Origin of the sequence: Agrobacterium sp. SOY23, from assembly GCF_027212525.1 — a bacterium.
Taxonomy (GTDB): Bacteria; Pseudomonadota; Alphaproteobacteria; order Rhizobiales; family Rhizobiaceae; genus Agrobacterium; species Agrobacterium tumefaciens_I.
This window is the reverse complement of record NZ_JAPWDT010000005.1, coordinates 315483-328253: the sequence shown is the minus strand read 5'-3', so window position 1 is coordinate 328253 and position 12771 is coordinate 315483. Positions and strand designations below refer to the sequence as shown.

Sequence of the window (12771 nt, the reverse complement as noted above, 5' to 3'; positions counted from 1 at the left end):
CACCATGTCGGAAAAAAGAGTTCAGCCTTTGGCGCGTGATGCAATGGCCTATGTCCTCGCGGGTGGCAGAGGAAGCCGCCTGAAGGAACTGACGGACCGCCGGGCAAAACCCGCCGTTTATTTTGGCGGCAAGGCGCGCATCATCGATTTCGCGCTTTCCAACGCGCTCAATTCCGGCATTCGCCGCATCGGCGTCGCCACGCAATACAAGGCGCACTCCCTCATTCGCCACCTGCAACGCGGCTGGGACTTCTTCCGCCCCGAGCGTAACGAGAGCTTCGACATTCTGCCGGCCTCGCAGCGCGTTTCCGAAACGCAATGGTATGAAGGCACCGCCGATGCCGTCTACCAGAACATCGACATCATCGAGCCCTATGCGCCGGAATATATGGTCATCCTGGCCGGCGATCACATCTACAAGATGGACTACGAATACATGCTGCAGCAGCATGTGGATTCCGGTGCGGACGTGACCATCGGCTGCCTGGAAGTGCCGCGCATGGATGCGACCGGCTTCGGCGTGATGCATGTGAACGAAAAAGACGAGATCATCGATTTCATCGAAAAGCCGGCCGATCCGCCCGGCATTCCCGGAAACGAGGGTTTCGCGCTTGCTTCCATGGGCATTTATGTCTTCCACACGAAATTCCTGATGGAAGCGCTGCGCCGCGACGCCGCCGACCCGACCTCCAGCCGCGACTTCGGCAAGGACATCATTCCCTATATCGTAGAGCACGGCAAAGCCGTCGCCCACCGCTTCGCCGATTCCTGCGTGCGTTCGGATTTCGAGCATGGCCCCTACTGGCGTGACGTCGGCACCATCGATGCCTACTGGCAGGCCAATATCGACCTCACCGATGTGGTGCCGGACCTCGACATCTACGACAAATCCTGGCCGATCTGGACCTATGCGGAAATCACCCCGCCGGCGAAATTCGTGCACGATGACGAGAACCGCCGCGGTTCGGCCGTATCTTCGGTCGTCTCGGGCGACTGCATCATTTCCGGTGCCGCCCTCAATCGCAGCCTGCTGTTCACAGGTGTTCGCGCCAATTCATACTCCCGCCTTGAGAATGCCGTAGTACTGCCGAGTGTGAAGATCGGGCGCCATGCCCAGCTCAGCAATGTCGTCATCGACCATGGCGTGGTCATTCCGGAAGGACTGATTGTAGGAGAAGACCCAGAACTGGATGCCAAACGTTTCCGCCGCACTGAAAACGGCATCTGCCTTATCACCCAATCGATGATCGACAAGCTGGACCTGTAGAGCCCATGAATGTCCTTTCGGTTTCATCCGAAATCTATCCCCTGATCAAAACCGGAGGGCTCGCCGACGTTGCCGGCGCGCTCCCCATCGCGCTCGAAGCCCATGGCGTCAAGACGCGGACATTGATACCCGGATATCCGGCGGTGAAAGCCGCCGTGACCGACCCCGTCAAATGTTTTGAATTTACCGACCTGCTCGGCGAAAAGGCCGATCTGCTCGAAGTGCGGCATGAGGGGCTCGATCTCCTCATTCTCGATGCACCGGCCTATTACGAGCGCTCGGGCGGCCCCTATCTCGACCAGACCGGCAAGGATTATCCTGACAACTGGAAGCGCTTTGCGGCGCTGTCCCTTGCCGCGGCCCGCATTGCCGCCGGTGCCCTTCCCGGCTGGCGGCCGGATATGCTGCATGCGCATGACTGGCAGGCCGCCATGGCGCCGGTCTATATGCGTTATGCCGAAACGCCCGAGATTCCGAGCCTTCTCACCATTCACAACATCGCCTTCCAGGGCCAGTTCGGTGCGAATATCTTCAGCAAGCTTGGTCTTCCCGCCCATGCCTTCGGCATGGAAGGCATCGAATATTATAACGATGTGAGTTTCCTCAAGGGCGGCCTGCAGACAGCGACAGCGCTCAGCACCGTCAGCCCCTCCTATGCCGAGGAAATCCTCACTCCGCAGTTTGGCATGGGCCTGCACGGCGTCATCGGCAGCCGCGCCCATGTGCTGCACGGCATTGTCAACGGCATCGATGCCGACGTCTGGAACCCGTCGACCGATCACCTGATCCACGACAATTATTCCGCCGCCAACCTCAAGAACCGCGCCCTGAACAAGAAGGCCGTCGCCGAGCATTTCCGCATCGACGATGATGACAGCCCGCTGTTCTGCATCATCTCCCGCCTCACCTGGCAGAAGGGCATCGACCTCATGGCCGAAGCCGTGGACGAGATCGTTTCCCTCGGCGGCCGTCTGGTGGTGCTTGGCGCGGGCGATGTGGCACTGGAAGGCGCGCTGCTTGCGGCGGCCTCCCGCCACCATGGCCGCGTCGGCGTTGCGGTTGGTTATAACGAGCCGCTGTCACATCTCATGCAGGCGGGCTGCGACGCGATCATCATCCCCTCGCGTTTCGAGCCCTGCGGCCTTACCCAACTTTACGCGCTGCGTTATGGCTGCATTCCGGTGGTTGCCCGCACCGGCGGCCTCGCCGACACGGTGATTGATGCCAACCACGCCGCCATCGCCAATAAATCGGCGACCGGCGTACAATTTTCACCCGTCACGCTGGACGGGCTGAAACAGGCGATCCGCCGGACCGTCCGTTATTATCACGACCCAAAACTGTGGACACAAATGCAGAAACTCGGGATGAAATCCGATGTTTCCTGGGAAAAGAGCGCCGGTCTTTACGCCGCGCTTTACAGCCAGCTTATTTCGAAAGGCCATTGAAACAATGATCAACACCGTACAGACGAAGCCCTATCAGGACCAGAAGCCGGGCACATCCGGCCTGCGCAAGAAGGTGCCAGTCTTCGCCCAGGAAAATTATGCGGAAAACTTCATCCAGTCGATCTTCGACGCGCTTGAAGGCTTTCAGGGCCAGACGCTGGTGATCGGCGGCGACGGCCGTTATTACAACCGCGAAGTCATCCAGAAGGCGATCAAGATGGCCGCCGCCGCCGGTTTCGGCAAGGTTCTGGTCGGTCAGGGCGGCATTCTCTCCACGCCAGCCGCCTCGAACGTCATCCGCAAATACAAGGCCTTCGGCGGTATCGTGCTTTCCGCCAGCCACAATCCCGGCGGCCCGAACGAAGATTTCGGCATCAAATACAATATCGGCAATGGCGGCCCCGCGCCGGAAAAGATCACCGATGCGATCTATGCCCGTTCGAAGGTCATCGATAGCTACAAAATCTCCGATGCCGCCGATATCGATCTCGACAGGATCGGCAGCTTCAAGGTGGATGAGCTGACGGTCGAAGTCATCGATCCGGTCGCCGATTATGCCGCGCTGATGGAAGAGCTGTTCGATTTCGCCGCCATCCGTGCCCTCATCGCCGGCGGCTTCAAGGTCGTCGTCGATTCCATGAGCGCCGTCACCGGCCCTTATGCCGTGGAGATCATCGAAAAACGCCTCGGCGCTCCAAAAGGCTCTGTCCGCAACGCGACGCCGCTGCCGGACTTCGGCGGTCATCACCCCGATCCGAACCTTGTCCATGCCAAGGAGCTTTATGACGATGTCATGAGCCCTGAAGGTCCCGATTTCGGCGCCGCTTCCGATGGTGATGGCGACCGCAACATGGTCGTCGGCAAGGGCATGTTCGTCACCCCGTCCGACAGTCTCGCGATCATCGCCGCCAATGCCAAACTGGCGCCCGGTTACGCCGCCGGCATTTCCGGCATCGCCCGTTCCATGCCGACGAGTGCGGCAGCGGATCGCGTCGCCGAAAAGCTCGGCCTTGGCATGTATGAAACGCCGACCGGCTGGAAGTTCTTCGGCAATCTCATGGATGCCGGCAAGGTTACGATCTGCGGCGAGGAAAGCTTCGGCACCGGCTCGAACCATGTGCGTGAAAAGGATGGCCTGTGGGCCGTGCTTTATTGGCTGAACATTGTCGCCGCGCGCAAGGAAAGCGTGAAGGACATCGTCACCAGGCACTGGGCCGAATATGGCCGCAACTATTATTCCCGCCACGATTATGAAGAAGTGGATTCGGATGCCGCCAACACGCTGGTCGCTGCCCTGCGTGAAAAGCTCGCGACGCTGCCGGGCACCAGCTACGGCAATCTGAAGGTCGCGGCAGCGGATGATTTTGCCTATAACGACCCGGTCGACCAGTCCGTCAGCAAGAATCAAGGCATCCGCATCCTGTTCGAAGGCGGCTCACGCATCGTGCTGCGCCTTTCCGGCACCGGCACGGCGGGTGCAACGCTTCGCCTTTATGTCGAGCGTTACGAGCCGGATGCGGCCCGTCACGGCATCGAAACACAGACGGCGCTCGCCGACCTGATTACCGTTGCCGATACGATCGCCGGCATCAAGGCCCATACCGGCCGCAGCGAACCGAGCGTTATTACCTGATAGTTTCTGCCAAGCATGAGGGACGCCCAGGCGCCCCTCATTCGGCCTTGCCTCTGCCTTCTCCGGCCTGGAGGAGGCACCCATCCCTCCGGAGAGACAGACCATGCAGACACCACCCGTTTTCCCCAAAGGCGCAACCCGAACGGAAAACGGCACGGAGTTTACGGTCTATTCCCGGCACGCCTCACAGATCGATCTCTGCCTTTTCGATGAAACCGGTGAGAAAGAGACGGTGCGCCTGCCGATGGTCCGCGGCGAAGATGACGTTCATCGGCTCACAGTCGCGCAAGCCGGCCCCGGCACGCGATATGGCTTTCGCGCTCACGGCATTTACGCCCCGGAACATGGCCTGTGGTTCGATCCCGCAAAATTGCTGCTCGATCCCTATGCTACCGAGATCGACCGTCCCTTCCGGCACGATCCCTTGCTTTTTGCCTTTGGCGCGGACACCGGCGCGATCATGCCGAAGGCGATCCTTTCCGAGCATGAGCTGGTCAAGCGCCAGCCGCCCCGTTTTACCGAAGGCGGGCTGATTTACGAACTGGCCGTCAAATCCTTCACGCAGCTGCATCCTGATGTGCCTGAAGATATCCGTGGCACCGTCGCCGCACTTGCCCATCCCGCCATTCTCGCGCATTTAAAAAAAATCGGTGTCGATGCGGTGGAACTGATGCCCATCACCGCCTGGATCGATGAACGCCACCTGCCGCCGCTCGGGCTTTCCAATGCCTGGGGTTATAATCCGGTCGGCTTCATGGCGCTCGATCCGCGCCTCTGCCCCGGCGGCATGCGGGAGCTGCGCGACACGGTTGCGGCGCTGCATGCGCAAGGCATCGGCGTCATTCTTGATCTCGTCTTCAACCATACGGGTGAAAGCGATATCCAAGGCTCCACCCTGTCGCTGCGCGGACTCGACAATCTCACCGCTTTCCGCCACCCGCAGGGAAACCCCGGCGTGCTGGTCAACGATACCGGCACCGGCAATACGGTCGCCTGCGACCATCCCTATATCCGTCAGCTCATCATCGATTCCCTCAGGCATTTCGTCCTCAATGCCGGCGTGGATGGCTTCCGTTTCGATCTGGCGCCCGTGCTCGGGAGAACGTCCGAGGGTTTCGACATGGCGAGCGAGACGCTGGCCGCCATGCATTCGGATCCGGCGCTTTACGACCGGATATTGATCGCCGAACCCTGGGATATCGGCCCCGGCGGATATCAGCTCGGCAATTTCCCCGAAAGCTTCCTTGAGTGGAACGATCGCGCCCGCGACGACATGCGCCGTTTCTGGCGCGGTGATGCCAGCACGACAGGCGCGCTGGCCAATGCGCTGTCCGGCTCCTCACCGATCTTTTCCCGCCATGGCCGCTTAAAAAGCCGCAGCGTCAACTTCCTTGCCGCCCATGACGGTTTCACCCTGTTCGATCTTGTCAGCCACAAGCACAAGCACAATGAAAGAAACGGCGAGAACAATCGCGACGGCCATAATGACAACCATTCCTGGAACAATGGTTTTGAAGGCCTGACCGACGATCCCACCATTCTCACTGCCCGGCTTGCGGATGTGAAAGCGCTTCTCTCCACGCTTTTCGTCAGCCGTGGCGCCTTGATGCTGACGGCGGGCGACGAGGGTGGCCGCAGCCAGCAGGGCAACAACAATGCCTATTGTCAGGACAATGAGATCAATTGGCTCGGCTGGTCATCGCTTTTCCCGGAATTGATCGACCATACCGCGTTTCTCGCGGCACTGCGCAAACGTTTCGGCGTGTTTTCGCAGACCGGCTTCTTCTCCGGCAGGTACGACGTGACATGGCTTGCCCCCGCCGGAGATCCGATGACGGTTGCAGACTGGGAAAGGCCGGATGGACAGGCCTTCGCCATGCTGCTTTCCACCCCGGACCGAAAGACTGGCGAAGACGCCGAGCTTGCCGTTCTCATCAACCGCAGCCGCGAGATCGTGCCCTTCACCCTGCCCGGCGATGGCTGGCGCGCAATCGGCACGGATTTCGGCAATCCCGTCTTCCTACCTGCCCGTTCAGTGGTGTTTTATCTGCGCGCGAAATTGCCTGGCTGACCGGCGATATACCGTTCGGTTGGAATATACCCGCTTGTCCTCGAAGCCGGTTCGATGCCGTTTATGCGGAGAGAGGGGCCGCTTGCGCAATGGCCTCCAGGCAAAGCCAGTGGTGCATGCGCTCCGGCCAGTGCAGCATTTTGGGCGGCGGGAATTCCGCCTCCCCGAAACAACCGACGGAAACGGAAATCGCGCCCGTCAATGCTTCGGCGCTCATGAATACGACCGAGCCGCAATCGCCGCAAAAATGCTGCTCCAGCCAGCGCCCCGAGGTTCCGTTGCGACGCCACGCCCTGGTATTGCCCTTCCGCCCGGCGATCGCCGTGTCAGAATAAATGGCACGATAGGCAAAGGCCGTGCCGGTGCAACGCTGGCATTCGTTGCAGGCGCAGGCATAAACCGAGCGCGGCTCACCATGCAGTTCAAGTTCCACGGCCCCGCAGGAACAGCTTGCCGTGCGCAGCCTGTCATTCGCCACACAAACATCTGGTTTCATGATGTCTCTCTTTGCTAGATATCTCTTTCAGGGTTTGGGTGAGCGCTCGCAGCGAAACTATCCATTTCGTCAGGCACAATGAAGTACGCACCTTGAGGTTCGTGCCGAAATCTGTCAGGAGGCGATACATGACCAGCGGCCGGAAGGACGAGACCGAAGATTGCGGCTTTAGCGGCGCCTTGAAGGCGATTGGCGGCAAATGGAAGCCATCGCTGCTATGGTCGCTGCATCTTCGCCCACACCGTTTCTCGGAATTACGCCGATCCCTGCCGGGCATCAGCGAAAAAGTCCTCACCCAGCATCTCAGGCAAATGGAGAATGACGGGCTGATCAGCCGCCGCGATTATGGCGAAGTGCCGCCACGGGTCGAATATTCGATCACGCAGCACGGCTTCAGCCTGAACCACGCTGTCACCACCATGTCACAATGGGGGAAGCAGCATGAGCACTGGAAAGCGCAACAAGCGACCGAACCGCAAACGAGGTAACATGACCAAGGACATTGGGCTGGCGGAGATGAAGGGCCGCGTTGGCACGGAAATGGGTGTCTCCGACTGGATCACCGTTGACCAGACGATGATAAACGCCTTCGCAAAGGCAACGCTGGATGAACAGTTCATCCATACCGACCCGGAGCGCGCAAAGGCGGAAAGCCCCTTCGGCGGCACCATCGCCCACGGGTTCCTGACGCTCTCCCTGCTTTCGGCGCTGAATTACGACGCTCTGCCCCGCATTCGCGAGCAGACCATGGGCATTAATTATGGCTTCGATGCCGTTCGTTTCGTCACGCCGGTGAAAAGCGGTGCGCGGGTGCGCGGCCATTTCACGCTGGCGGAAGCGCGTTTTCGCGGTGCGGCCATGTTGATGACGACCTATGACGTGACGGTGGAAATCGAAAACGAGAAAAAGCCGGCGCTCACCGCCCGCTGGACCACCATCAGCCAATTCAACCCGGAAGACAGGCCGGAAGACGCCTGAACGCAAAAAGGGAGAGACCGCATGCATGACGAAGCCGTAAGGAATGCGTTTCTCGTGCAGGCAAAGGCCTGTGACAGCCTCGGTTCCCCCTTTACCGCACGGCTTTGTCGCGCCATGGCGGCACGGCTCGACCGCCAGACGGAAGTCGGCGAGACAATCCTGTCCTGGCCCGGCGATGTCGGCCCCTCCGGTGATTCCGTTCCCCTGCGGCTGGCGGGCGCCCTGCATGCGCTGGCCATCAAGGAAAAAATCGCGCCGCTTGTCGATATTGCGCCTGATGACGAGGAGGCGTTGTGGCAGGCCTGCGCCAGCGCCCTGCGGTTCCATCAGGTCTTTATCCTCGAAAGACTGAAATCACCGCCGCAGACCAACGAGGTCCGCCGTTCCGCCGTGCTGTTGCCGGGCTTTCTTTCGATAGCAGAGCGCACCGGCAAGCCGCTCGTACTCTCCGAGGTGGGAGCGAGCGCCGGGCTCAACCTGCAATTCGACCGATACCGGTATCGTCTCGGTGATTTTGCATGGGGCGAACAATCCGAAGTCTTCCAGTCTCCGGAATGGCGCGGGAACACCCCTCCGGATGGGCGGATCGAGGTTATCGAACGCGCCGGATGCGACCTCAACCCGCTCGACCCCTCTTCGACCGAGGATCGCCTGCGGCTGATGTCCTATATCTGGGCTGACCAGACCGACAGGCTGGAACGCACCGCGGCGGCGTTACGGATCGCGGTGGAGAACGGCCTGCGGGTGGAAAAAGCCGATGCGATCGACTGGCTGAAATGCCGCCTTTCCACGCAATATCCCGGCGCGGCCCATGTCGTCTATCACTCCATCGCCTGGCAATATCTGCCGGATGCCCTGAAACAGGCGGGCGAGGCATTGATCGCCGAGGCCGGCGCCCGCGCCACGCTGGATGCCCCGCTTGCCCGCCTGCAGATGGAGGCGGATGCGACACCGGGTGGTGCCGCCATTACCCTGCAAATCTGGCCGACGGGCGAGAAACAGGAGATCGGCCGTGCCGATTTCCATGGTCGATGGGTCGAATGGCGGGGGTGGAGGCGCTAAACCGCCACGTCGGCCGCCGCTTCCTGCAATAGCCCACCGACATATTCGGCAAAGGAGCGCCAGCATTCCACCCGGAACGTATCATCCGCCGTGCGCAGCAGCACCACTTCTGCCTTGCCGAAAACCGTGCGCGAGCAGGCGCCGACCGGGAACCTTGCCGGAGACAGGTCCTGCGGGCAGCCGGCATTGAGTGCTGCTTCCGCGCCGGGGCCGGAAACGATGACGGCCGTGTTGCGGTGGGAAACATCGGTTGCGGAGAACAGGCCGGAGACGCCGGCAAGCGCCGCCACCAGGTCGCTCTCGCCCTGATCGATCACCAGCCATTCATCCGGGCCGAGCCACAGAGCCGAGCGCAGGCCCGAAGTTACCGAAGTCTTCGGTTTGGTGGGCAAGGCAAGGCCAAGCGCTTCCGAAAGCGCCGGCACGGCGCTTTCCCGCGCCCGCAACGACAGCCGCGATGCGGAAGCGGCGGGTTTCAGCGAAACGAAGGGCGAGCCGCCGTGAAAATCCTCGAGCACGGATTTGCGTTTTGCGTGCAGCATGTCAGCCATTGAGACGGGCTCCTTCCTTGTCGAGGAAGACCATGTCGGTCACTTCGACGGCAATGGTTTTATCGGCAAGCGGAATATAGAGCGTTTCGCCCATGCGCGCCCTGCCATCCGCCACCAGCGCAAAAGCGATGGAATGGCCGAGATTTTCCGACCAGTAAGCCGAGGTGACATGGCCGAGCATGGTCATCGGCTTCGGCTGGTTCGGATCGGTAACGATCTGGCCGCCTTCATCGGGCACCGTTAGCCTGTCCTTCGTTTTCAGGCCGACAAGCTGCTTGCGGCCAGTACGCGTAAGATCAATGCGCTTCAGGCCACGAATGCCGACGAAATCCGTCTTCTTCTTGGAAACGGCCCAGGCGAGCCCGGCATCGTCAGGTGTCACCGTGCCGTCCGTATCCTGGCCGACGATGATATAACCCTTTTCCGCACGCAGGATATGCATCGTCTCGGTGCCATAAAGGCAACCGCCGACCGCTTCCGCCCTGGCGCGGATCGCGGACCAGACAGCTGCACCGTAGTCGGCCGGAACATTGATTTCGAAACCGAGTTCTCCGGTGAAGGAGACGCGGAAAAGCCGCGTCGGCACACCGCAGAACTTGCCTTCTGCCACCGCCATATGCGGGAAGGCCTCCGGCGACAGATCGATGCCCTCGACGAAAGGCGCGATCACCTCGCGCGCCTTCGGCCCCTGCACGGCAATCACCGCCCATTGTTCGGTGGCAGAGGTGAGCCAGACGTTGAGATCGGGGAATTCGGTCTGGAGATAATCTTCCATATGCTGCAGAACACGCGGCGCGCCGCCCGTGGTCGTCGTCACATGGAAACGGTCTTCGGCCAGACGCCCGACGACGCCGTCATCGTAAACGAAGCCGTCTTCGCGGGTCATGATGCCATAACGGCAGCGGCCGGGTTTCAGCGTATCCCAGGCATTGGTGTAAATGAGGTTCAGGAACTTCGCCGCATCGGGGCCGACCACTTCGATCTTGCCGAGTGTCGAGGCATCGAACACGCCGACGCTCTCACGCACCGTCTTGCATTCGCGATTGATCGCCTCATGCATGTCCTCACCTGCCCGCGGGAAGAACCACGCACGCTTCCAGTTGCCGACATCTTCAAATACCGCACCGGCCGCCAGTTCTTCCTCATGCATCGGCGTCTTGCGAGCCGGGTCGAACAGCGCGCCGCGCGAATGGTTGATGAGCGTGCCGAAAGTGACCGGCGTATAGGGCTGGCGGAAGGTGGTGAGACCGACCTTGGGCAAATCCCGGCCAAGCGCTTCCGATGCGATGGCGAGGCCATGCATGTTCGACATCTTGCCCTGATCGGACGCCATGCCATTGGTGGTGAAGCGCTTGATATGCTCGACGGAGTGCATGCCTTCGCGCACGGCAAGGCGAATATCCTTGGCGCAGACATCGTGCTGGAAATCGATGAAGGCCTTGACGCCGGTGCCCTCACCCGCGCCTTCGGCAGCACCGATCATGCCGCCCGTCCAGGCCCGGGCATTTTCGCCCGAGAATTCCACCGAGCCGCCGCCGGCGGCGGCCGATTCGGCAATCAGCGCATCAAGATCATCCGTGCCGTTGCAGGCGCCGATGGAAACGCAGTTCTGCACATGAATATCCGGCAGGAAGCGCTGGTTCGCCGCGTCAAACTTCAGCTTGCCACGCGATTGCGAGAAGAGATGCACCGAAGGTGTCCACCCCGCCGAAACGACAAGCGCATCGATGGCGATCTTGCGCTTGTTGGAGCCGCCATTGCGGCCAACGGTCATGGAAGAGACGCGCAGGCGGCCGGCGGTATTATAAACGCTGTGGCCCGCCAGCACTTCGATGCCGAGCGCCCGTGCCTCGTCCAGCAGGCGCTGATCCGGGTTTTCGCGGCAATCGACGATGGCGGCGATCTTCACGCCGGCCTTCTTCAGGTCGAAGGCCGTCTCATAGGCCGAATCATGCGCGGTGTAGACACCCACGTTGTGGCCGACGGATACGCCGTAATGGTTGAGATAAATGCGGGCCGCCGAAGCCAGCATGATGCCCGGCCGGTCATTATTGGCAAAAACCATGTGGCGCTCGATTGCACCTGCGGCCAGCACCACCTTTTTGGCGCGCACCTGCCACAGCCGTTCACGCGGCTGGTGTCTGGCCGGCGTGGCGAGATGATCGGTGACCCGTTCCGCCAGCGCGATGAAATTGTGGTTGTAATAACCGAAGGCCGTCGTACGCGTCAGAACCCGCACATTGGGCATCGCTTGCAGCTCGGCGAGAACCTTCTGCGCCCACTCGTAACCGGGAATACCGTCGATCACCACGCCGGTATCGAAGCGCAGCACGCCGCCGACTTCGGCATTTTCATCCACCAGAATGACGCTGGCTCCGGTTTTCGCCGCCGAGAGAGCTGCCGTCAGGCCGGCAACGCCGGCACCGGCCACCAGCACGTCGCAATGGGCATAACGGCCGGAATAATGATCCGCATCCGGCTCGCGCGGCGCCTTGCCGAGACCGGCGGCGCGACGAATCAGCGGTTCGTAAATCTTGTGCCAGGCGGCCTTCGGCCACATGAAGGTCTTGTAGTAGAAACCGGCCGCGAACATCGGCGACAGGAGGTCGTTGATGGCGCTCAGATCGAAGGACAGCGACGGAAAACGGTTCTGCGAGGCGATGATGGCGCCGTCGAACACTTCCTGCACCGTGGCGCGCACATTGGGCTGCTTGCGCAGACTGTCGCGGGAAACGTCGATCAGCGCGTTCGGCTCTTCCGGCCCGGCGGACAGGAAACCGCGCGGACGGTGATATTTGAACGAGCGGCCGATCAGATGCACGCCATTGGCCAGAAGCGCTGACGCAACGGTATCGCCCTCCAGCGCCGAATAAATCTTGCCGTCGAAGGTGAAACGCGCGGTTCTGGCCGGAGTGAGACGGCCCGCACCCTTGATACGATAATCGCCGCTCATTGCCCGGCTCCCTTTTCTGCGGAAAGGACCGTTTCGACATCGGGTTTCGGTTCGCCGGCCTTGTAGGTCATCAGGAATTTGTCGCTCACCGAATCGCGGGCGGCGTTAAAGAACCGGCCGCAGCCGTGAATATGCCGCCAGCGCTCGAAAACGAGGCCCTTGTCATTGTCGCGAATGAAGAAATATTCCGCGAAGGCCTCGTCGGAAATATCGGCGATGTTTTCCGGCCGGGCAATATGGGCTTCGCCCGCCCAGCGGAATTCCAGTTCGGAACGGTCTTCCCCGCAATAGGGGCAATGGATCAGAAGCATC

General features: G+C 60.9%; 11 protein-coding genes. 7 read left to right on the top strand and 4 right to left on the bottom strand.

From position 1 onward, the window contains the following. The first annotated feature begins 4 nt into the window (after positions 1–4). The 4 genes from glgC (at position 5) to glgX (ending at position 6419) form a co-directional block, all read left to right on the top strand. Positions 5–1267 carry a glucose-1-phosphate adenylyltransferase gene (glgC, locus tag O3S81_RS16795; protein WP_269344940.1) on the top strand — a complete coding sequence of 421 codons (1263 nt, stop codon included), beginning with the start codon at positions 5–7 and terminating at the stop codon, positions 1265–1267. A gap of 5 nt (positions 1268–1272) precedes the next feature. Next, entirely contained in the window at positions 1273–2715 is a 1443-nt protein-coding gene (gene glgA, locus O3S81_RS16790) for a glycogen synthase GlgA (protein WP_269344938.1), read from the top strand. A gap of 4 nt (positions 2716–2719) precedes the next feature. Beyond that, positions 2720–4348 (top strand): alpha-D-glucose phosphate-specific phosphoglucomutase, encoded by a 1629-nt coding sequence (locus O3S81_RS16785; protein WP_269344936.1) that lies wholly within the window; start codon positions 2720–2722, stop codon positions 4346–4348. Between the two features lie 103 nt (positions 4349–4451). Further along, positions 4452–6419 carry a glycogen debranching protein GlgX gene (glgX, locus tag O3S81_RS16780; RefSeq protein WP_269344934.1) on the top strand — a complete coding sequence of 656 codons (1968 nt, stop codon included), beginning with the start codon at positions 4452–4454 and terminating at the stop codon, positions 6417–6419. Between the two features lie 61 nt (positions 6420–6480). Here glgX and O3S81_RS16775 read toward each other — a convergent pair whose 3' ends face one another. Then, the gene (locus O3S81_RS16775) at positions 6481–6915 is read right to left on the bottom strand and encodes a GFA family protein (RefSeq protein WP_269344933.1); all 435 of its coding nucleotides are present in this window, start codon (positions 6913–6915) and stop codon (positions 6481–6483) included. Between the two features lie 128 nt (positions 6916–7043). On the opposite strand from O3S81_RS16775, the gene O3S81_RS16770 reads away from it, so the two are divergent. From O3S81_RS16770 to O3S81_RS16760, 3 genes are read left to right on the top strand one after another with little or no spacing between them, the layout of a single operon-like run. Next, positions 7044–7403, top strand: coding sequence for a winged helix-turn-helix transcriptional regulator (locus tag O3S81_RS16770; protein ID WP_269344931.1), 360 nt, complete (start codon positions 7044–7046; stop codon positions 7401–7403). 1 nt (position 7404) lies between these two features. Further along, the gene (locus O3S81_RS16765) at positions 7405–7893 is read left to right on the top strand and encodes a MaoC family dehydratase (RefSeq protein WP_269344929.1); all 489 of its coding nucleotides are present in this window, start codon (positions 7405–7407) and stop codon (positions 7891–7893) included. 21 nt (positions 7894–7914) lie between these two features. Beyond that, the gene (locus O3S81_RS16760) at positions 7915–8955 is read left to right on the top strand and encodes a DUF2332 domain-containing protein (protein WP_269344927.1); all 1041 of its coding nucleotides are present in this window, start codon (positions 7915–7917) and stop codon (positions 8953–8955) included. Here the strand turns inward: O3S81_RS16760 and O3S81_RS16755 are convergent. The 3 genes from O3S81_RS16755 to O3S81_RS16745 are packed head-to-tail and all read right to left on the bottom strand — an operon-like array spanning position 8952 to position 12770. Beyond that, the gene (locus O3S81_RS16755; protein ID WP_269344926.1) at positions 8952–9506 is read right to left on the bottom strand and encodes a sarcosine oxidase subunit gamma; all 555 of its coding nucleotides are present in this window, start codon (positions 9504–9506) and stop codon (positions 8952–8954) included. The genes O3S81_RS16760 and O3S81_RS16755 overlap by 4 nt on opposite strands. Further along, complete coding sequence (locus O3S81_RS16750) at positions 9499–12459, bottom strand: sarcosine oxidase subunit alpha (protein WP_269344925.1); 2961 nt, start codon at positions 12457–12459, stop codon at positions 9499–9501. Before O3S81_RS16750 ends, O3S81_RS16755 begins: the two co-directional genes overlap by 8 nt. After that, positions 12456–12770 carry a sarcosine oxidase subunit delta gene (locus O3S81_RS16745; protein WP_269344924.1) on the bottom strand — a complete coding sequence of 105 codons (315 nt, stop codon included), beginning with the start codon at positions 12768–12770 and terminating at the stop codon, positions 12456–12458. Before O3S81_RS16745 ends, O3S81_RS16750 begins: the two co-directional genes overlap by 4 nt. Position 12771 lies beyond the last annotated feature (1 nt).